The following is a 24,647-nucleotide window of genomic DNA, read 5'->3' on the forward strand; positions in this document are numbered from 1 at the left end:
GCTATACTTGTTCTAAAATGTCATCAAGAGAAATATCTGTATCCAAATAACTCTTAATTAGATTTTTATGATAGGTTTCATCAAATGACAAACCGTTGTTTGTGTGTGCAATTGCTTGCTGAGTTGCAGTTCCAAATCCATCTTTAAGAATCCGAGAAGTTAATCCTTGAATTTGAACACAGATGTTTCCATCAACATCACAGAGATCAATGTTTAGTTTGACTGCGTTGTCGGTTGCTGCACTTCCTGGCGCATACCGAATCCACGCGATCATTTCATTTTTACAGTCCGAAAGAATTCGAATCGATTCTAATAAGAATGGTACCGATGGTTTTTCTGGTAAGCTATCTAAGTTGGTTATTAAGCCAATTGTTGCTTGAAAAGCGCTATCAAGCATACTTGGATGCAACGTAAACTTGTCTGAACTCGCATCTGTTTTTAGTATTTCTGGAAGCTTTAGTTTTGCCAATAGTTGGTTTTCTCCCAAAAGTATTGAGGTAATTCCTTGGTGCGACGCTCCGTATATTAATCCTGATGCAGTAAACATTTCATAGAGTCTTGGAGCATTGATGATTCCTTCCGTCATTAAGGTTTCAAGCGATTCTAAATCGAGTTGTAAAGTTTCAGGAATTGTACTGAATAGTGCTTGGCCTTTACAATGGATGATTTCTTGCTGTGTACTTTCGCCTGGAGCGATAAAACTCTTAATTTCAAAATCAACATCGTCAACATCATCATTTTCATATAAGAATACAGAAATCTGTTTTTGAGTATTCACAATGATTGGAGTTAACCACATGACATTTTGTAACTCCAAAATAGTTGATTCAGGATTTGATGATGACAATGAAACTGCAGCTTGCGCCATTTCTAAATAAGCAACTCCTGGCAATACTTTTTGATAGGAATTGTCTTTTAATTTGATTTGATGATCCGTTAAAAAGAACTCATTTCCACTAAATACCGAACTAAATTGTTGCTGTCTAAAGTTTGATGTGTTTGCATGTACTAACGGATGCAATTTGTTGGCAATAATTTCAGTTGTTTTATAAGAATTGGTAGGTAAATTATGGCTTGTTGTTTCAATCCAATACCTGTTTCTTGCAAAAGGATATCCTGGTAAACTGATGCGACTTGGTTTTACATCTCGGTAGAATGTATTCCAATCAACATCCAATCCTTTTACCCAAAGTTTCATGATTTTGGATAATTTATTTTCTTTGATCCATTTATTAACAACCGTTTCTTTTAAATCTTCATCTTGTGCAAACAGACGTAATTCATCTCTATTTTTGTCTGCTTCTCCAACATATATTTCGCTATTATTGGTGTTATTGATGAAATCTTTAAGATAATCGCTTAATTGTTCCAAGCTATCTACATAGAATCCTACGCGCGCTTCCATTGCTTCTCTTCCAACTTGAAGCGTGTATGCAACTTCATGAATGTGTAATGTATTCTTTTCCGTGTTGATAAATTTGAGTAATTCTTCCGCTTTTTCTCGCAGTTGTTTTTCATTCTTTGCTGCTATTGGAATTGCAAATTTGTCTAGTTTGTTTGCAATAGAAGGTATTTTATTTACTTGTGAAGAAGCGTGTTCGGCAACAACTATGTGTGCATTTGTTCCGCTAAAACCGAAAGCACTAATAGCTGCTTGGCGTATTTCATTACTGTTTACTTCCCAATTTTGTAATTTATTGTTGACGTAAAACGGACTGTTGTTCAAATTGATATGCTCATTAAGCGTATCAAAGTTAATTGTTGGTGGTAATTGTTTGTGTTTTAAGGATAGAATCGTTTTTATAAAACCTGCTATTCCTGCTGCCCACATACAATGCCCAATGTTACTTTTTACCGAACCTAATGCGCAATATTCTGTATCTTCTGTGAACTTTCCGAAAGATTGTTTTAGTGCATCAACTTCGATTGGATCGCCCAATTTAGTTCCAGTTCCGTGTGCTTCTATGAGTTGTATTTGCGTTGGATCAATGCTGAATTTCTCATATACTTCTGTTTCTAAATTCGCTTGTGATACTGCACTCGGCGCAGTCATACCATTTGTTTTACCATCTTGGTTCACTCCCCAACCTTGAATAACTCCGTAAATTCTGTCGTTGTCTCTTTCTGCATCTTCTAAGCGTTTTAATAGCACAACACCAACAGCTTCTCCTGGAACAAATCCGTTAGCACCTTGGTCAAATGTGTGACATTTTCCATCTTGAGACAACATTCCTGCTTGCGCTGTCATAATGTGCATTGCAGGAGTCGCCATAAGTCCAACGCCACCAGTCAACGCAACATCGCAATTGCCAGAAACCAAGTTGTCGCATGCAGTTGCTAACGCTACTAATGATGATGAGCATGCAGTATCAATTGATAAACAAGGTCCTTGTAAGTTTAATAGATATGAAATTCGTGCTGCTAATATGGAAGATGAACCGCCAGTGAAACCTTGTGCACTGAGTCGGTGTTCTTCTGATAAATCGTGGTAATTACTGTCTCCACAACCTACAAATACACCACATTTTGTACCTGATAAATCTTTTGTATTGTAACCCGCATCTTCAATTCCGTGCCAGCATGATTCTAAAAACAAACGTTGTTGTGGATCCATACTTTCTGCTTCCACAGGTGAAATGTTAAAGAACAACGGATCAAACTTGTCATAGTCTTCGAGCGCGCCCATCCATTTACTGTTTGTTTTTCCTGGCGTTGGATTTCCTTCTTGGAAAAATTTATGATTGTCCCATCGATCTTGTGGAACTTCGCTGATACAGTTTGTTCCTTTGGAAATATTATTCCAAAATTCTTCTACATTTTTTGCTTTTGGAAATTGTCCTGCAATTCCAATCACAGCAATGCGATGATCGTTTTTGTTTGATGATTTTTGAGTAGCTACCGCTATTGGTTTTTTAGTGTTCCAAGAGGTTAGTTTGCTAAATTCAAAATTTGATTTGTTGTTTTGTATCGGTGCAAGATTCACTTGCGAAACTTGTGGTTTGATAAGCGGAATTCTTTTAGGCGTTTCTACTTTTTTCGTTAGTAAGCCTAATTTTTCCGCTTCTTCCTGTATGTATTTACTAAAGATAGCAAGCGTTGGATAACTGTATACTTTTGTAGCTTCTATCGAAGTTTTGAATTTGTCATTTATTTTTCGAACCCAAGTTACACCTGTAATCGAATCCATTCCGAGATCTACAAATTGAATATCTGCATCAATATCGTCTTCTTGCATGTGTAATTCTTCCGCAAGGAAACCTCTAATATTATTTAAGATTTCTGACGCATCGACTCCATTTTGAGATATTTCTTCTTCTTGAAACGTCTCTTCGTATGTTTCTTCAGCTACAGCTTCTTCCGTGATTACAACTTTTGGTGCTTCAACACTTTTGTAAGTAGCATTTTTGTCTACTGCTTCCTTGATAAATTTCCCAAATATCGTAAGCGTTGGATAACTGTATACTTTTGTTGCTTCTATGGAAGTTTTGAATTTGTCATTGATTTTACGAACCCAAGTTACGCCTGTAATTGAATCCATTCCAAGATCAACAAATTGCGTATCTTCATCAATATCATCTTCTTGCATGTGTAATTCTTGCGCTAGAAAACCCTTGATATTGTTTAATACTTCTCTTAAATCGACTTCAGTATGCGACATATTTTTAGTTTCAACTTCGAGTGTAACTTTCGTGTTTTGTGTTTCAGCAATTACTTCAGTACTCTTACGTGTAAAATTCTTTTCTATTTGTTTTAATGCGCCTTTATCTCCAACAAAAGTTTTCTCGTGCATTGCCAATTCTAGTTCGTAGGTTTTCTCTATTAGACTCAAACCTCGTTGCGCTAATTGCTGTTTGAAAGCCATTAAAACTGCTCTTGGAATGCTTGTTAGTTGCGTTGCAATTTCTAGTGCACGTTCAAGAATTTCATCTTTACTGAAAACAGGAAGATGTAATCCTTTGTTTTTGAGTTCACTTCCAGAAATTTCATTTGCCGTTAGTAACGTTTCACGCGCTAAATCATAGCCCATAGTTTCTGGGAAAATGAACGTTGCTCCTGCGCCTGGCGTGAATCCGTAATTCATATATGGACTCAGGTATTTTCGTTCTTTGCTGAATAGCACAAAATCGGCAAACATTGCTAATGACCAACCCCCGCCAATTGCGTGACCTTGCATTGCAGCAATCACAGGAACTTTACATTCCATCGCTAATTGGTATATTTTTGCGTCTGTAAATTTGCTTCTTCCTTCTTGAATTGCGACTAAACCTTCTTTTGTTCCGCCAGAAGCGAAGTAATTATCATAACCAGTGAGGATGATTGCTTTGTATGATGAATTATTTTCAATGTGCTCAAAAACTTCTATGACGCCAGCAATAAATGCATCGGTAAACATGTTTTTTGATTCTTTATCTTCCAACTTCACTTCCAGAATATTTCCTGAATGTAACGTCGCTTTTACAACTGATGAATTTAAAGCTACCGAACCATTTTTAGGTTCTGATTTAGTATTTATAGTTTCTTCTTTTAAAGAAAAATCTACTAATTGATTTATGTTTTCTTGTACAATTTTTGCTTGCGATGCTTTCCACGATACCAAAATTTCCGTTGGTAACTTTGAGAACGATTTTGCAATCGCTACAGCAGATGATACAATGTTATCTTTTTCAAAAACTTGAATGCTTCCAACGTGTTTCTGTAATTCGCTTCCGCTGAATGTATTTCCTAATAGTAAAATCTCTCTGCTATTGTAATTCCCAAAACGATGAGAAAAGATCATTCCTGCTTGTGGTGACAGTTCCGAAATTTCTAATAAGTCAGTTGCGTTATAGGTTGCGTCTTTTTGATACAATGTGACATCACAAAATTGACTTGCAAACCACCCTTTTGCATTTGCGCCAGCTTCTAAAACTGCAATTACAGGAAATTTACACGATACTAATTGTTGTGTAAATGTCAATATATCATTCGTAGTTGCGCTTTCAGGTAAAAATCCTGAATATGCACTCGTTAAAACTATTGGACTGTAATTTTTTGCTTTGTTGACTAATTTAAAAAATGCACTTATTTCTTTTACTAAAGATTTTATTCCACCTTTTTCAGCTTTCTTTTTAATGTTTAGTGTAGAAATACCATCTTTCGTAGTTACTGTAAAGCTTGTTGTTTTTGGAAGTTTTATCGTATCAAGTGCTACTTGATTGTTTACTTCGATAGAAACAACTTTTTGTAATTGAGAAACTTTAGCCGAAATATGTCGTGCTAAATGTTGTTTTAAAATCCGTAATGATGTTTGCGATTTCTTTGCTAAGTTTTCTGCTAAGTGTTGCGCCGTTTTTAAAACTTCTGAGTTTACAACAATTGGTACTGTCCAACCTTTCGCTTTGAGTTCATTTCCAGTAAATCCGTTTGCTGTTGGCAACAAAAAGTCACTTGTTTGTACAGCGCCAAAACGTTCGTTAAATAAAGTAGATTCTTCATCACTTGGATATAAACCTTTATTTAATTGTGTGTAAACGTAATTTCCGTTTTCACTACAAATCATGAAATCACATAAAGAACCTACTAAGAATCCAATTCCAGTTGCATTTCCTTGTAATGCCGCAATTACTGGATATGGAAAAGAGATGAGTTGTTGATGCAATTTCTGATTAATTGCTTCATTATACGCTTCTCTTCCACCTTGTAAAAAGGAATCTTGCAAACCTTCAATAATCAGAACTTTGATATTTGTTTCAGATTCAGCACGTTTTAATGCGCTTACTAATTGTTCTGTAAGTTCCTTAGAAAGTGTGTTTTTATCACTTTCTGATTTTATTTTTAGATTAAATATACCATTTCCAGTATCATACAAATGCACTAATTGATGAGCCAAATCTGTAGCTTTCTTAGAATATGTTGCAACTGTATTTGACGAAAGCGTTACTTGTACTTTTTCTAATGATTGCTTTTTGGTGTCAGCCGCTTTTGGTGTATTTAATGATATTTTTGTTGGTTTTAGTAATGAATGTGCTAACGGTTTTGATACCTGAGTTGACTGTAATGAAATCTTCGCCGGTGCAGTTGAAGCGTTAGCAAAGGAAATTTCTTTTGGTGTTTCTAAAGAAAAAGTTGATTTCTCAGTAACTAAAGCCACTTTTGGTTTTGATGTTACAACTTCTTGTTCAACAATTGCTGGTGTTACAACTTTTGATGAATCAGATTCTTGATGAAATGCAATTCCATATAGCTGAACACATACATTTCCTTGCGCATCACAAATATCAATGTCAATTTTGTTAGCTTCTTGATTGCTGTAACGAGTCCAAGCGTACATTTCTTTTGTACATGCCGAACGTATTTCCACAGAAGAAATCGATATTGGAATAACTGAACTTCCTACTATTTCATTAGCTTCAAGCAATATTCCAATGGCACTTTGCATTGCACTTTCAATAGTGCTTGGATGTAATTTGTAATCTTCAATAGTATTTTCTAATTCGCTTGGTATTTGTAATTCTGCCAAGAGCTGATTTACACCAATATAAAGCGTTTTAATACCTTGATATGAAGTTCCGTACTGAACTTTTGTTGCTTCCGTATAAAGTGAATCGCCATGAATAACTCCTTTTGTCATCTGACTTTGAAGCGTCTGTATCTGTAGTTTTTCAACTGAAGTAGCTTCTACATAAACTGAACTTCCTTGACTGTACACAACTTCATCTTCGTTAACATCGCTGTAAATTTGATACGCCACTGAATCCGAACTGTTTGCAAATAACGCAATGTGTAACGCTTGGTTTTTAGCCAATGTAATCGATGAGCCAAAGTGTATATCTCGTAATGACAAAATAGCAGCAACTTCTGGAGTAGGAAGTCCACGTTCAATAGCTGCACGCGCCATTTCCATACTTACACTAAAAGGAAGTGCTGTTGCAGTTTTCCCTTCATTTTGTAGTGTATAATCGTTTATAAAAAATTCGTCTCCACTAAATGTTGAACTGAATCGTGTTTGCGTAACATCAGAAGTATTTGCATGTACTAACGGATGTAAAATTGCCGTTGTATTTTTTGTTATTCCTGTGTTCGATGCTGGTTGTATCCAATAACTTTCTTTTGCAAACGGATAGGTTGGTAAACTTATACGTTGTGGCTTTTGATTGCCATAGAATTGTTCCCAACTCAAGTCTAATCCTTTTGCCCACCAACTTAGAAGATCGGTGTAGTTTTTATTTTGAATCCAACCGTTAAGTGTCGTTTCAAAAGTAGCTGTTCTTTTAAATTCTAATACTTCTGTTTTGTGATCTTTTGCTTTTCCTTGGTAACGTGTATGTGCAATTCTTGTGCTGTTCACATACGATTTCAGTACTTCTGTAAGTTCTGATATTGAACTCACGACAACTGCAAAACGAAACTCCATTGCTTCTCGTCCAACTTGTAATGTGTACGACATCGACAACAAGTCAAGCGTTTCATCATCATTTATAAAAGATACTAAGCTTTGTGCTTTTTCTTTTAATTGAACTTCCGTTCGAGCCGATAGAACAATCGCAACTTCCGTATTAGGTATGTGTTTTGAGACAGGAATGCTTGAAATTTCATGCTGTGTATATTCCTGAACAATCAAATGTGCATTTGCGCCACCAGCTCCAAACGATGAAATACCTGCAATACGCGGAATTTCTTGAACTATTCCATTAATTTTTCGTGTTGGCTGTTGCCACTTTTGTGTTGTGGTTTGTAATGTAAACGGTGTTTTGCTAAAATCAATTTCAGGGTTTAATACCTCAGCATTGATGGAAGGTACTAATTGTTGATTCTTTAATTGAAATAATACTTTCGTTAAACCTGCAACACCAGAAGCTGATTCGCAATGTCCAATGTTCGATTTTACAGATCCAATAGCACAAGTACCTTGATTGTTTTCCGTTTTTAATGCACGTGCCAACGCCGAAATTTCAATAGGATCTCCTAAAGAAGTTCCTGTTCCGTGCGCTTCTATATAACTTAGTTGTTCTCTGTCAAGGTTTGCACTTTCTAATGCTTTTGTTACCACAACCGATTGTGCTTTTGGATTTGGCACGGTATAACCGTTCGTTTTTCCTCCAGCATTGATGGCGCTTCCTTTTATAACTCCATAAATATGATCGCCATCTTTTTGTGCTTTGTGCAATGGTTTTAGAATGACAGCACCAACTCCTTCCGAATCTACAAAACCATCGGCATTGTCTCCGAAAGCTTTGCATTTATTTCCTTCAGACAACATGGTCATTGCAGAAAGTTGCACGTAATGTTCCGAATCGATAATGATGTTAACGCCACCTGCAATTGTACATTCACTTGTTCCGTTGTACAGACTTTCTAATGCTAAATGGATTGCTGTTAACGATGATGAACAAGCCGTATCAACCGCCATTGAAGGTCCTTGAAAGTTGAATGTGTATGAAACTCTGTTGGCTACTGAGTAATGAAGTGATTGCGGTAAGTATCTTGAATTCATGACACCTGCAAATACTCCGATTTTCTCATTATCACCTAAGCTTTCAGGCGTATATCCTGCATCTTCAATTGCATGATAGCATGTTTCTAAGAATAATCGTTCCTGCGGATCCATCTTTTTGGCATCCTTTGGAGATATTTTGAAGAATAACGGATCAAACTTATCAATGTCTGTTAAAAATCCGCCCCATTTTGTATATATTTTTCCTTCTTTTCCTTTTTCTGCATCGAAATATTCTTCCCAATTCCAACGGTTTTTAGGAATTTCCGTGATACAGTTTTCTCCTTTTAGTAAGTTATCCCAAAATTCGTTTACGTTTTCTGATTTTGGATAGCGACCACTTAGACCAACAACCGCCACATCAAACGTACTTCGTTCTGTATGTTGAATTTTAGTTTCTTGAATAGCTTGCTTCGTTGATCTTGGTAAGATTTCGAATGTTCTTCTGGAATCTTGCATTACAACTGGTGAAGCTACTTCCGCCACAGGAGTTACAACCGCATCTTCTGATTTTGGTAAAATATTAAGTAAAGCTTCTTTTTTGTTTTCCATGAAATAGTTTACCAAACCATCAATGGTACTTTCCTCAAAGAAAAGTGTACTGGTAATGTCTGGAAATACTTTACGGAATTGATTTGTAAGTTGAACCACCATAATGGAATCCAATCCGTAATTTTCAAGCGATTGATTGGCTTCAATTTGCATCGGATCCATTCGCAACGCTTTTCCTACTAAGGTTTGAAAGAGCGCCACACTTTGTTTTCTAACATCTCCTTTTGGTTCAGCTGCTGCTTTTACTATTTGTGCTACAGGTTTTGGAGCTATTTGTTTGATTGCTTTTACAGCTGGTGCAACTTTTGCTTTTTGAAGTTTTTGCGCAACGTTTCCATTACTTACTGCCGCAATAATTTGTTGTCCGAATTCATGTGCTTTTTCATCAGGGAAAATTACGGAGTCAAAACCTTCTTCACGTAATGCTTTCTCCCATTTTTCTGGCGTAAGCCCTGGACTTCCTGCCAATCGTAAGCCTGCATCTTCATATAACCACCATCCTTTTAATAAGCCGAATGTTAAGTGATTGAATAATGTCCACGTGCTCATTTCATTCAACAATACAATTCCTTGATCTTTTAAAACCGCTTTTGCATTACGCAAGGTTTGTCTTATGTTCGGAGTTGCATGTAAAACGTTGGTTGCAATTACAATATCATAGTGATTTGTTTCTACCGATTGCAGTGCCACAGGTTTTGACGCATCAAAAATAGTCGTTGTTAAGTTTGGAAACAGCGGCAAATAGTTTTCTTCGGCATGTATTAAGAATGCTTTCGATAAATCTGTGTAACAATATTGAGTCACTACATTGTCAAACTCTTTTAGAATAGGAATTACTTTGGTCGTAGTTCCGCCAGTTCCTGCACCAATTTCAAGAATTCGTAATTTTTTATTTTTGTCTTCTTTTAAATGTTGTTTAATACATTCTCTCAATGTAATACAAAGAATATCATTGTAATAGTCTACTTGGTAATTTCCTTTGTAAACGCCTTCTACTAAATGTAGTGAGGAATTTGGGAACATTGCATCCGTAGATAATTGTTCTCCTTTAAGTACACTTGGCAATGCTCTTAAACATACTTCTAATAAGGTAACTTGTGTTTTCCAATGCGGATTTTCGTTCCAAGCTTTCTTTTCTTGTTCCCACTTTTTCCACAATTCATCCAAGTTTGCTACGTTACGTTTGATGCGTTTATCATCCGTTAACCACTTTTGTTCTTGTAAGTATGGAAGTGTTGCATCTAACCAAATGTCATAGAAAGTTGCTGGCGGATTGTTTAGTTTTAAGTCTGAAATTTCATTCGCACCATTTTCAAAAAGCCCGACTGATACCAAACTCGATATCAAAATTTCCGTTGATAAGCTGTCCATATTTTCAGGAATCTGAACTGCTTTTAACGTTTCTAGTAACTTATCTGCATCTTTTATTTTTAATCCTGTTTTTACAGATGCTAAGTCAAATGCGGTTGCTTTGTTATAGAAACTTAATTGTTCCGTGATGGAAAGATTTGCATTTGCAATTCCTTCCGTCGTAATAATTTTATGCAATGCCATTTGATTCAATTCAGAACCAAACAAAATTTCTAAGGCTTGCATTCCTTCTTCTGGTTCAATAGAGCCAATGCCCATTTGTTCCATTCTGTCTTTGTAATATTTGTCTGCTACAATACCAATATTACCCCAATATCCCCAATTGATAGTTTTTACCGCATAGGATTTATTTTGAGATAGGTATTGTGCAAAACTATCTTTAAATGTACAACCTGCCGCATAATTAGATTGTCCGGCAGCTTTTGCAAAAGAGGTTAACGAAGAGAAGAATAATACAAAATCTAAAGCTTCATTTCCAAATACACTTTCAATATTTACGCTGATATCAACTTTAGCAGAAAGACTTCCTTTAAGTCTTTCTTCATCCATTGCCAAAATTGTCTGATCTTTTAGAACGATTGCTGAATGTAAAACACCATTAATCGTGGTATGTTTCTCTTTAATTTTTTTGTAAGCTGCTGCTAAAGATGCATTGTTTGTTGCATCCGCAGAAATATATATTGGTGCATTCCCAAAGTTACTTAACGTTTCTATTTTAGCTTCAATTTCTGAAGTAAGCTCTTTTCTACCAATCCAAATTACGGTAGCTTGATATTTTTCAAGCATATATTTCGTCCAAAGTTCTCCAAGACCGCCAGCGCCGCCAATGACAACGTATGTACCATTTTGTTTGTAGACTAATTTTTTATCTGTGATTGTTGAGAATTTCGCAAATTCCTGACTAAACCATTCTCCTTGACGATATGCCAATGCGTTTCCTTGTTCATCATATGGAGTTGAGAAACATGTAGCAGCTTTCAAAATATCGAAAGTATCAACATCTAGTAAACGTACATTCCAATGTGGATTTTCTTTTGCTAGCGAACCAACAAATCCAACGATTCCTGCATGTACAAATTGTACGTGCGTATCGTTGTGTACGTTCTGAGTTTTATTCGTAATAAAAGTCCAGTTGAGTGCTTTATCAGTAAAACCTAAACTTAACAACGCTTTCGTGATGCGATATACTGCAATAACACCTTCTTCTTGGTTTTCGATTACTTGTGCACTGTCAACTTTTTTGTTTTGTGTATCATTTTCAACATCTGGAGCAATCCATATTAATTGATCAAAAGAAATAGCTGTTAGTTTCTGTTTGATAGCTTCCACTTCTAAACCTTTCGGTATTTCCAGAAAAGTTGCGTTTGCATATGATTTTTGCAACCAAGCCAAGTTGGTATTTTTAGTTCCTACTAATAGAATTTTAGCTAATTTTTCTACCTTTTCAGTAGTATCAAACGTTGCTAAATTCCACGTTGGCGCTAAATATTGTAATCCAGTTTCAGCATTATTTTGTTGTGTTTCTCCTAGTGCAGTAGAAAATCTGGCAGAGAAACCAGTGATTTCAACACATATATTTCCTTGTACATCACAGAGTGTAATGTCTAGTTTTTTAACGGAATCACCTTTTTTGTAATCGGAAGCAAAACGAACATACGCGTACATTTCGTTCTCAGTTTTCGAGAATACTTCAATTTTTTCTACAGCATATGGCAATAATGCTTGGTTTGAATGTTGATTGAAATCGACTATTAAACCAACACAACTTTGCAATGCGCTGTCCAACATGCTTGGATGCAAACCAAAGTTATTGTCATGGGTATTCGCAATTGACAATTCAGCTAATAACGCATCTGCGGAAGCGAAACTCTGCTTTATACCTCTAAAAGCCGTTCCATAATGAACGCCTGTATTTTCAAAAAAAGCGTAATAATCAGCAGCTTCTATTTTTTGTGACATCGAATTTTGAAGTGTTTCGAGATCTAGTTTGTTAGGTTTATTTACTGCTATATAACTCGCTTCACCTTGACAATTTAAGATGGTTTCTGCTCCATTTTTACTAGAGATTTCAAAAGAAATGGTATCATTTCCTTCCGGGAATAAGCTTATTTCTATTTCAGCTATTTGCTCAACAATAAAAGGTCGAATCCAAAATATATTTCCAAGTTCTAACGAATGCGTGTCTGATTTCGTTGGTAACGATTGTTCAAGTGCAACGCGAATCATTTCTAAATATGCGACGCCAGGCAAAATTGGTTTTCCGTTTACTTGATGCTCTTTTAGGAAAAATTCGTGTCCGCTAAATACAGATGTAAAACTTTGTTTGCTTAAGTCAGATGTGTTGCGATGAACAAGCGGATGAATTCCGGCAGTTGCCTGAGAAACTAAACTGTTAGTAGAAATGAATGTTTCCCGATTTTCGCCTTCAACCCAATACTTATCTTTTGCAAAAGGATATGTTGGCAAACTCATACGTTTTGGTTGGTTATTCTTGTAGAATCTATTCCAATCGATGTGAAGTCCGTCAACCCAAAGTTTTAAAAGTTTCGCAAATTTCCCGTCAGTCATCCAATTCGTAACGGCTTGTTTTAAGTCGTTGTCTGTACTGAAAAGTGAAAGTGTATCATTTTTAGAAGTTACTTTTCCTCTATAAATTTCACCATTATTTTTATTTCCATTGATAAACGCTTGAAGGTTTTCTTCCAACTGATTTATAGAATTTACCACAAATCCTAAACGCTCTTTCATTCCGTCTCTTCCCGTTTGAAGCGTATACGCCATATCAACGATGGAAACTTGAGCTAATTGGTTATTTTTCTTTTTCTCCGTTATAAAATGAAGAAGTTCGTGTGCTTTTTGTTCTAGTTGTGCTTCTGTTCTTGCAGATAATAAGATCATTACCTGTTTGTTTTCCGCTATTTTTTCAACAACTTTCGTTGGATATTCCTCAATAACTAAATGCGCATTTGTTCCGCTAAATCCGAATGAACTTACACTTGCACGACGCAATTCGTTCGCATCAAGATTCCAATGCTGCTTTTTATTGTTAACGTAAAAAGGAGAATTTTCAAAATCGAAGTGTACGTTTTCTTTTTGGAAATTTAAACTCGGTGGTAATATTTGATTTTTGATGGAGAGCAACACTTTTTGCACACTTGCAACTCCTGCCGCAGCCGTTGTATGACCAATATTTGTTTTTACCGAACCTAATCCGCAATAATTTTTCTTATCTGTACTTTCTTTGAATACTGTAGAAAGTGCTTCTAATTCTATTGGATCGCCCAATTTTGTTCCTGTTCCGTGTGCTTCTACATAACTAATTGTAGCCGGATCAATATTATGACGAGCATAAACGTCTCTTTCTAATTCTATTTGGCTTTTTACACTTGGCGCAGTAATTCCGTTCGTTTTCCCATCTTGATTAATTCCTGAACCTAAAATGACTCCAAGAATATTATCATTGTCTCTTTCTGCATCTTTTAAACGTTTTAAAACCAACGTTCCAACACCTTCACCAGGAACAAATCCGTTGGCAGCATCGTCAAATGTTTTGCATTGTCCATCAACAGAAAGCATTCGTGCCTCGCACATACCAACGTATGTTTCAGGTCCTAACCACAGACGAACTCCGCCTGTTAATGCCATTTCAATTTCGTTGTTTATCAATGCTTTGCACGCAAGATGTATGGCAACCAACGAAGAAGAACATGCGGTATCAATAGTGATAGCTGGTCCTTTTAAGTTTAAGAAATATGCAATTCTTGCAGCTGCAATCGCTGAATTATTCCCTGTAATTGTTGGTGCTTTTACATTTTTCTGTGTTAAATGCCACGCATATTCGCTTCGTTCTAAACCAAGATACACACCACATTTTGAATTTTTTAATGCGTCACTTGAATATCCTGCATCTTCAAAAGCTTTGAAACTTTCCTGCAAGAATAAGCGATGTTCAGGATCCATAAATGTAGCTTCCTGTGGAGAAATTTTGAAAAACAAAGGATCAAAACAATCAACTTCGTCCAACATTCCCATCCATTTGCAATATATTTTGCCTTCTTTTTCAGGATCTGCATCGTAATATTTGTCAATGTCCCAACGAGATTTTGGGATTTCAATTACTGAGTTTGTACCACTTTCAAGATTATTCCAATACGCATCTAAATTTGCTGCTTTTGGATATTTTCCAGACATTCCAATAATGGCAATTCTATCATCGTCAGCTTGATTTCCTGTGTATTGCGCTGACGAATTATTTTGAGATTGTAAGTTTCTAAATTGTTCTCCTTGACCAGAAATTCTTCTCGTAAGTGTTGGATATGAAAATCCTAACTTCCCATTCGCAGTTTTATTTGAATTTGTCGTTTTTACTGCTTTCGGAAGAGTGTTTCTGCTAGCTACACTAGGTGATTTCTTTTTGAGTTGAGAACCAACATATGTCGCCAATTCTTTTACATTCGGATAATCATATACAATGACGTTCGAAATTGTAGTTCCAAACTTTTTATTGATTGCCACAGATAATTCAACACCTAAGATGGAGTTTAAACCCATATCTACAAATGTTTGTTCTATAGAAATGTCAGATGATTTAACGCCTAAAACTTCTAATAGAATTTTGTTGACATCTTGCTGAACATCTTCTTGTGAAACTGCTGTTTCTTCAATTTCAGTTACTGTATTATTTTCTACTATTTCATTGCTAGGAACTACAATTGGTGTTATTCCTTGAATGTGGAATTTTAAAATGTGTGGAATTCCTTCAACAACCAAACTTTGACTACAATCTAATTCCAAACTGCGATAAAATGCTCGCAAACCAGTTTCGGTTTGTAAACCATGCATCCCAATTGTCTGTTTCAACATTTCTTTGGTCATGTGATCTACATCCATTCCGCCATCTTTCCAAAGTGGCCAATTGATAGCAAGTGTTTTTCCTTTTCTGTCGCCTGTTTCAACTAATGCATTTCGATACTGCGCAAATTGATCCAAAAAACCATTTGCCGTTGCATAGTCAGACTGTCCAACAAATCCAATTGCACTTGCAATGGAAGAAAATAACACTAGAAAGTCAAGTTCAAGATCTTGCGTTGCCGCGTCTAAATTCACAGTTCCATGTACTTTCGGAACTAATACTTCAGCAAATTCTTCTACTGATTTTTCTACAATGAAGTTATCTGAAATCATTCCTGCACAATGAAATATTCCATTCAATTGCGTGTGTTCAGCTACTATTGTATCAATGAATTTTTTAACTTTAGTACTATCTGCAATTTCTAATTGCTGATACGTTACTACATTATTATGTGTTGAAAGTGAAGCTAATAACGCTTTTTTACTTTCAGATACTTTTTCTGAACGACCTGTTAGAATGATTTTCGCATTGCGAACTTGACTTATTATTTCTTTACAGAAGATAATTCCCAAACCGCCTAAACCACCTGTAATTACATAAACGCCATTGTCTTTGAACGGAATTTTTGCATCGTAATTTTCAATAAGATTTTCCGCTTCCCATTGGAATGTATATCTTTTTTGATCTGCATATTTTACAATGCGATCATTTGTATGCAACAGATTTTCTTTTAGTTGACTGATTAAATTCTTTTCGGAAACATTAGCATCTGTAAGAATTATTTGTTCCGAGATATGTGTGTTTTCTAAAGTTGCCGTTCTTAGTAATCCTGATATTCCTGCAAATAGTCCGTGAGCGGCATTATTTGGAATTACTAATTGTACGATATGTTTTCCCGTAGGTTTGCTTCTGTGTATTTCTTTTAGAATTTTGAAACATTCCAACGCACACTGGCTGTATTTCTCAGATATATCAGTTGCTGTTATTGATAAATGAACACATGTACTTCCCGCAAAAGACTGCGTAAGTTTCTTTGTATCAATTTGATCAAGATTTACCAAAATCAAATGCTGTTGTTCGTACGTTTCTTTAGTTACAGAATTCGTAGTTGTCAATTCATTTTCAATCCATGAACGTGTAAAGAAAAGTTGTTCAACGCCTTCTTCTGTATCTTTATATACAATGTTTGCCTTGCCAATTCCTACCGTGCAACCTTTTAGTTGTGTAGAAATATTTCCTGCTTCATCGCAGAAATCAATATCAAGTTTTATCGTATTGTTTTCGGATGAATTTTCTGCTGAATGACGAATCCATAAATAGGTGTTTTCAGTTAGCAGCGTTTCAATTTTGATCGAATCAAAACCAAGAAAAGATACGTTTGCATTGTTTACCAACGCTTTTATTGCTTCGCTTAATTTGTCAAGTATAGTTGCATGAAATACAAATTTTGCTTGTGCATCAATAGTATCTTTGTAGATAATTAGTTTTGCCAAGATTGATTTTTCGCTTGTATGAATTTCTTCAAAACTTTCAGAAAAACCATTCGTAGTTTCCTTTTTCATTTCAGCGATCAATTGCTGAATGTTTATGTTTGCTGTTTTGCTAGCATTGTTAAAAATAGCTTCACCTTGACAATGAACGGTTTCGTTTTCGTCCGAATTGCTAAATATTTCAAAATCCAATGCTGTTGCCGAACCTTTTAAAGGATGCAATGCAATGGAGATTTGTTTGTCATTCGTCACCACAAAAGGTGTTGCGCACCGAATATTACGCAATTCTATTTGGTGTTGATTTTCTAATGAACTTGTTGCATGAATTGCCGCTGTGCGTGCCATTTCAAAATATGCAAATTCAGAAAGTATTTTTTGAGTTGATGTTGCATCAGCAGTTGAAGCTCTCAAGAAAGATTCGTTTCCTTTAAAACTTGAACTATAGCTTTGTTGAAAAAGATTTGATGTGTTTTGATGTAAAACCGAATTTATTTTTTCAGTAGCTGCACCATTTTGAAATAACCCTTTTTCTGTTTCTTCTGTATCAATCCAATAGTTTTCTGTAGAGAAAGGATATGTTGGTAAATCTAAACGTTGAATTTGAGGAACATTTTTGTAAAAGTCATTCCAATTTAATTGTAAACCACTTACCCATAACATGAGTATGTTTGATAGTTTTTTGTCCGAAATCCACTTATCAACCGTCTGTTGAAAGTCGGATTCCTTTTTAAACAAAGCAAACATTTTGTCAGGTTGATTTTTATTTCCTTCGTAACATGCATCAATTTCCTGTTCGCCAGCAATATATTGATCCAATTTAGTTTCCAATTGTTCCAACGAATTGACATTAAAGCCAACACGTTCGTCCATTACTTCTCTTCCAACTTGAAGCGTAAATGCTATTGATTCTAAACTAGAAGCTGCTGTTTTTGACTTTTTAATAAAATCTACTAATGCAACCGCTTTTTGTTTTAGTTGTTCTTTGTTTCTAGCAGATAAAGGAACAATTACATCCGTTGCAACATTAGAAAGTCCGTATTTACTATTCTGATCTTTAGGTTGTTGGTATTCTTGAATGATGACATGTGCATTTGCGCCTCCAGCTCCGAAAGATGAAAGTCCAGCAATTCTTGGTTTTTCTTCATTTTCAATAAAAGGTCGTTTCCAATCTTTTAATTCAGTGTTCACTTTAAACGCCGATTTTTCAAAATCAATGTTAGGATTCAAGTAATTTGCATGCAACGTTGGTACAATTTTACCATGTTTCATTTGCAATAAAACTTTCGTTAAACCAGAGATTCCTGCTGCCGCTTCTAAGTGTCCAATATTCGATTTTACAGAACCAATACTACAATAATGCGTATCATTGGTGTGTTTGTCAAATGCCTTTTTCAAACCTTCTATTTCAATCGGATCGCCCAATTCTGTTCCAGTTCCGTGCGCTTCTATGTAACTTATATCACGCGCATTTATTCCTGCTTTTTCAATAGCTTCATGAATCAATTCTGATTGTGATATTGGACTTGGAACCGTGTAACCATTGGTTTTTCCACCATGATTTACATGCGTTGATAATATAACACCGTGAATGGTATCTTTGTCTTTTAATGCCTTAGATAGTGGTTTTAGTATGACAACGCCAACGCCTTCACCAGGCACAAATCCGTTGCCGCCTAATCCGAAACTTTTACATTGTCCGTCCGAAGAAAGCATGTGTTGTGATGATAAATACGTATATGTTGAAGGATGCAAATATAGATTTACACCACCAGCAAAAGCAATAGAACATTCGTTGCGATGAATGTTTTCACATGCTTCATGAATTGCCGTTAATGATGATGAACACATTGTATCAATTGGCATACTTGGTCCTTTGATATCTAATATGTATGATAATCGGTTTGCTACCGAACTGAAAGATGATCGTGGAAAAAACTTGTTATTTGTACTTGCGTAATAAGGCGCTTTGAGTTCAAAACCAGTTTTGGTAATTCCTGCAAATACACCAACTTTTTGTTGGTATTTATGTTTTAAATCGCTTTTGGTATACCCAGATGATTCTAATGCGCGCCAAGCTTCTTGCAAGAATAAGCGTTCGTGCGGATCAATGTTTAAGGCTTCTCTTGGAGAAATTCCGAAAAATAAAGGATCGAACTGTGCAAATTCATCAATAAATCCGCCCCATTTTGAATAGCTTTTTCCTGATTCAACTGCTTTTTGCATGTCAGGTTCGTAGAAATCATCTAAACTCCAACGTGTGGAAGGAATTTCAGTAATACTGTCTTCTCCATTTTTTAGATTTTCCCAGAAATCATCCAAATTTTTAGCATTCGGATATATTCCACTTATCCCAATGATTGCAATTGGCTCTTTTTTTCCTGTTCCTTTTTGAGCATCTAGTACTTCTTCAAGTTGTGAAGTAGCTCTTGTAGGATTTGAGTTTGAACGATGTTGTGTGCTTTGTAAAGTTCTAGAATCTAATGTTTCTTTTGCGATGTTTGCCCAAGAAGCAGCTTTTTCAGAATATTCATTTACTAAATACGCCGTTAAATCGTTTATTGTTTGATATTCAAAGAAGAGTGTTTTTGAGATGGAACCAAATACGCTCGCAAGTTTTGAGTTTAATTGATTGATGAAAATTGAATCCATTCCATATACAGTGAAAGATTCGTTTTCGTCTATTTTATCTACAGGAAATCCTAAGACTTCGCTAAATAGTTCTTTAACTTTTTCTATTGTTTTTTCTAAAACCAATTCATTGTTTCCTGTGAAGTGTGCTGTTGCAGGAACTTCAGGAGTTACTTCATGAGTTCGCTCTGGATGTAGACTTTGAAGTGTATTGTTTAGTTTAGAAGGAATTCCTTCCATGACCAACATTTGATGGTATCCATTTGTTAATCCTTCGTAGAAAGCTTTGATACCAGTAGAAGTTTTCATCGCAACCATTCCAGTAGTTTCTTCAATGATATTTAGATTTGCTTTATGAATTTCCATGCCGCCATCTTCCCAAAATGGCCAGTTGATAGAAAGTGTTTTTCCGTGTCTTTTTTGTTGATGAACTAGTGCATTACGATGTACAGAAAATTGATCCATAAAACCGTTTGCCGTTGCATAATCTGATTGTCCCGCATTTCCGAGAACACTAAAAATTGAAGAGAATAATACAAAGAAATCTAGTGTTTCGTTTTCAGTTGCCAAATCAAGATTTACTGTTCCTTTTACTTTCGGTTTTAATACGTTTTTAAATTCTTCTGATGATTTTTTGATTATAAAATTATCTTGAATTTGTCCTGCACAATGAATGATTCCGTTTAGATTTTCATACTTTTTGTTGATCTCAGCAATGAGTTTTTTTACTTTGTCATAGTTACATACATCAACTTGGTGATATGCAATTCCTTTACAATTTTGTGCTAACTCATCTAGTATTTCCTGCTTTTCAGTAGTTATTTTTGATCTGCCAGTTACTATTATTTGTGCATTTTTGGTACGCTTGCTAATTTCTTTTATGAAAATAGTTCCAAGTCCGCCAAGTCCACCTGTAAGTAGATATACGCCATTATCTTTAAAAATAATTTCTGGCTGTTTGTTGTTTGAAGCAACTGTTTTCCAGCGAACTACCTGTCTTTTAGTTCCGTCATATTTTACAATTAGTTCCGTAGCTTGTAATTGATTTTCTATGAGTTGAGTTGCTAATTGATCGCCTGTAATTTTTGGATCTGTAACAATAATTTGCCCGTTTATTGAAGGATTTTCAATGTGAGCCGTTTTGAGTATTCCTGCCAAACCTAAACTCACAGAAGTATCGTTACTAAACGGAACTACAATTTGAATAATAACATTCCTTTTGGGTTTGTTGGTTAGTATTTTTTGAATGTTTTCAAAACAAGTCAGCGCGATTTCAGCATACTGATCTGCAATATCATTTTGTTTAGATTTGATGATTGCAAAGTTAGTTCCGGGTAATAAAGTCTCTATTTTTTTGGTGTTTCCAAGAGACATATTACACAGAAAAACATGTTTTTGAGAAAAATCTTCTACGTTACTTTCAGAAGCAACTTCAGCATTTTTTGATTCCCACGTTGGCGTTGCAAATACTGTTGTAACTTCTTTTTTAATCGTTTCAACTGGTGCAGAAATTTGCGGTTCTACATTTTTAGTATGAATCCAATATCTTTCTTTTGCAAAAGGATATGTTGGAATGCTTATACATTGCGGTTTGCTCGCATTTATGTAGTAATTTTTATAGTAAGTTTCCCAATTGATAGTAACACCAGATGTCCATAATTGACCTAATTGTGAAAGGTCTTTTTTAGAAAATGCTTGCGTAATAGTAGTATCAATTGCGTCTTTTTCACTTTTTGTAACTTCAATAGCATTGGAAGTTGTGTTAGAATTGAACCAACTATTCTCAGGTAATTCCCCCAAAATCCATTGTGTTAATTTTTTCCGTAAGTCTTTTTGATCCGTAACTTTTATAGCCAAGCGATTTTTCATAGCAGTTCTACCAACCTGAAAACTGTATATTGCATCACTAAAGTTATCAGGTGTAGCTTCCGTATCTAACCAATTGACCACTTTAGAAGCATATTCGCTAAGACGTTCATTATTTAATGCAGATACTACAAATAAGTACGATTTATCTACGGTTTTTGTTCGTAGTGTTGCTACGTGTTCTTGAACTACTACATGCGAGTTTGTTCCTCCAGAACCAAAACTACTTACACCAGCTAAAAACGGATGTTTTCCTTCCCAAGTTTGAAGTTTGTCTTGAATGTAAAATGGTGAATCGCTGAGTTGTATTTTAGGATTGAGTTCGGAATAGTTAATATTTGCAGGTAAGAGTTGATGTTTCATGGAGAGAATCACTTTTAGGATTCCCGTTATTCCTGCCGCAGATTCTAAATGTCCAAGATTACTTTTTATAGAACCAATGGAACATTTTTCTACTCTTTCTTCAGCATTAGATTGTGCTAATGCGTTTTTAATTCCTTGAACTTCAATCGGATCTCCTAAAGAAGTTCCTGTTCCGTGTGCTTCTATATATGAAATATCAGCCGTAGATATTCCTGCATTTCTCCATGAGTTTACTAAAAGTTCGCTTTGCTTTTTCGGATTTGGCACCGTTAAACCTGCTGCTAATCCGCCATGATTGATGCTACTTCCTTTTAGTACAGCATGAATTTGATTGTCGTCTTCAATGGCATTATCCAATGATTTTAACATCATTACTACGGCACCTTCTGCACGTACATACCCATTTGCTTTGCTATCAAATACTTTACATCTTGATTCTGGTGATAACATTCCTGCTTTGTGATATGCAATAGAAAGATCAGGATGACATATTAAGTTTATACCACCGACTATAGCCGTTGAACATTCGCCATTGCGCAACGATTGCAATGCAGTATGAATGGCAACTAATGAAGATGAACAAGCCGTATCGACCAAAAGACTTGGTCCTGAAAAATCAAAATAATAAGAAAGTCTATTCGCTAATATAGCCAACGAACTACCGACAGCGTGATGTGCTTCTACTTCAATTTTTGCATCTTGAACTTTTCGACTGTAATCTGCGTTACTTGCGCCTATAAAAACACCTGTATCTGTTCCTGCTATGTCTTTTGGCAGAATTCCCGCATCTTCTAAACATGCCCAAGTTAGTTCAAGTAATATACGTTGTTGCGGATCTGTTATGGTTGCTTCTTTTGGAGATATTCTAAAAAAGGACGCATCAAATGCATCTGCATCTTGCATAAAACCTCCTTGATCTATTCCTGGAAAGTCTTCGTTTTTAGGCCAATTTCCTCTTTCTCTAGGAAAAGAACTGATTGCACCTTTTTCTGATTTTAGTGCTTCCCACAACTCTTGTGTTGATGTGATGCCGCCAGGTAATTTACATGAAATTCCAATGACAGCTATGTCTGAATTTGATATTTTATGCGTATAATCTTCTTCAAATACATTTGGCAATGTCTCATCATCGATATAAGCTTCGCTAATATCCAATTTTAATGCAGTAGCCATGTACTCAAGTACTTTCGCTAAATTGTTGTATTCAAAGAAGAAACCTGGTTGCAAACTGATACAAAATTTTAGCTCAATTTGTCTTTGTAGCACTTGTAAATCAACAGAATTTAAGCCCTTTTCCATGAGCGGATGATTTACATCTATTGATTCAACATTGGTATTTAGAAGATTTGCAATAGTTTCAATGATAAACAACCTCATACTTAGTTTATCTATAGATAAATCTGGTGTATCTTCAGAAGTTGTATTGACTGTTTTGGTATTTCTTTTGTTTGAACCCAATCTGTTATTGAGGTCATTGTATTGTATTAAAACACCAAAGCCTTTGTTGGCATCATCTCTTGTTCTGTAATTAGCGATTCCTTTTACAATGTTAGCGCCATGATTGTGGTGAAAAGCTAGAATAGGATCTTGATTTTCTCCTTGTAATTTTATGTATTCTTCAAAAGAGAGTTCTCTGTTGTTATAGTTTTTACATAATGAAACAGCAACAATTTCAGTAACGCCTTCAATGAGACTGCATCGTTGCAACATGAATTCTAGTAACTGATCGCCAAAATTAAAGAATTGTACACTAGGATTGATATTGACAGCCAGTAATTGGACTACTGAACCTGTTGCATCGTGTAATTCATGCACAGTATCCATTGTGTACTCGTCCAATTTGTCTTTGTCAGAAATACGCTGACTGTATATAACTCCTAAAACTTTACCATCTTTTTCCAATACAAATTGACCTTGCGTAAAGTTTTGTATTCGACTGCGAATTGCATCTTCTGAGGATCTTATTTTTTCTGGCCAACATTGTGCTTCTAGTTGACACAACGTTTTTAAATCGTTTAAAGATGCATACCGAATAGTGTAACTACGTTTGATAAAATGATGAAACCCTGTTTCAATATTCGATTTTGTATCTAAATAGCATTTTGATGGATAATTTGTGAATAAACCAACACTCGCACTTAGTGTTATAAAAGCTTTTGCTCTAATTAAATTTTCACCTTTGAAAGAATCAATTTCAGTATCTGAACGCCGTGCTTTTTTACTTAATTGAGAAGTTCCAAGGTTTTCGCCTAAATGATTCCCTATGAAGAGAAGTTGATTGTCTTTTATTTGTGCTGCATATCCTTGTAAATGTTGTTGCCAAGTTCTGAATACTTTCAGATTGTCAACTTGTTTCCCAGTAGCATCTACATAACTGTTAAATTGATTCTTAGTTAAGATTTTTAAAGATTCATCGCTTACTTTTTTATCATCAATTTTAAAGTCAGAATAGGTATACGAATGAATGTATAGTACTTTTTGATTTGACGAAACACCATTATTTATTAATAATTTCTTTATCTCATTTGGCTGATATATATCGCCAAAAAGTATTTTAGCATTGCTATTTTTTGAAGCAAGTTTTTTGGATGCTTTAGCTAGTAAGTCTTGTGAATTGTCGACACCAAAAATGTGTAAAGGACGCTCTTTAAGATGTTCACCACGTAAAGTATGATTACAAATAATTTGATGTATTTCAAACAGCAATTCTCCTTCTCCACAACCTAAGTTCACTATAACTTCTGGTTGCTTATCTAAAGATTGATTAAATATTTCCGTAATTGCTAGTTGCAAGTCATTTGAATATTTTTCGCTAATCATTACTTGTGGTATGGTTTAATATGGTTGGTTAGTTGAAATATGTTCCATTTTTGAGAAAATTGGGTGCATATTTATAGAATTTATAAAAGGGGAATAGGCTTAAAAAAGCAGCGGAATTTTAAGAATAGAAAGTACCTATTGTGAGCTGCTTCCTTTTATTGGTTTTAACTTTGACAAAAGTCTACGTATTCCGAAGTTTTATAAATTATGAGTTAGCAAATTTATTAAGTTT

Annotated in this window: 1 protein-coding gene; it reads right to left on the reverse strand. The window is 35.3% G+C overall.

All coding sequences use genetic code 11. From position 1 onward, the window contains the following. Position 1 precedes the first annotated feature (1 nt). A complete protein-coding gene (locus IMCC3317_RS07055; protein WP_160128828.1) occupies positions 2-24,415 on the reverse strand; it encodes an SDR family NAD(P)-dependent oxidoreductase in 24,414 nt (8,137 codons plus the stop codon). Positions 24,416-24,647: the final 232 nt, after the last annotated feature.

The organism is Kordia antarctica (assembly GCF_009901525.1).
Classification (GTDB): Bacteria; Bacteroidota; Bacteroidia; order Flavobacteriales; family Flavobacteriaceae; genus Kordia; species Kordia antarctica.

Coding starts and splice junctions, on each gene's coding strand:
- IMCC3317_RS07055 (WP_160128828.1), bottom strand. CDS start 24,415: ATGATTAGCGAAAAATATTCAAATGACTTGCAACTAGCAATTACGGAA.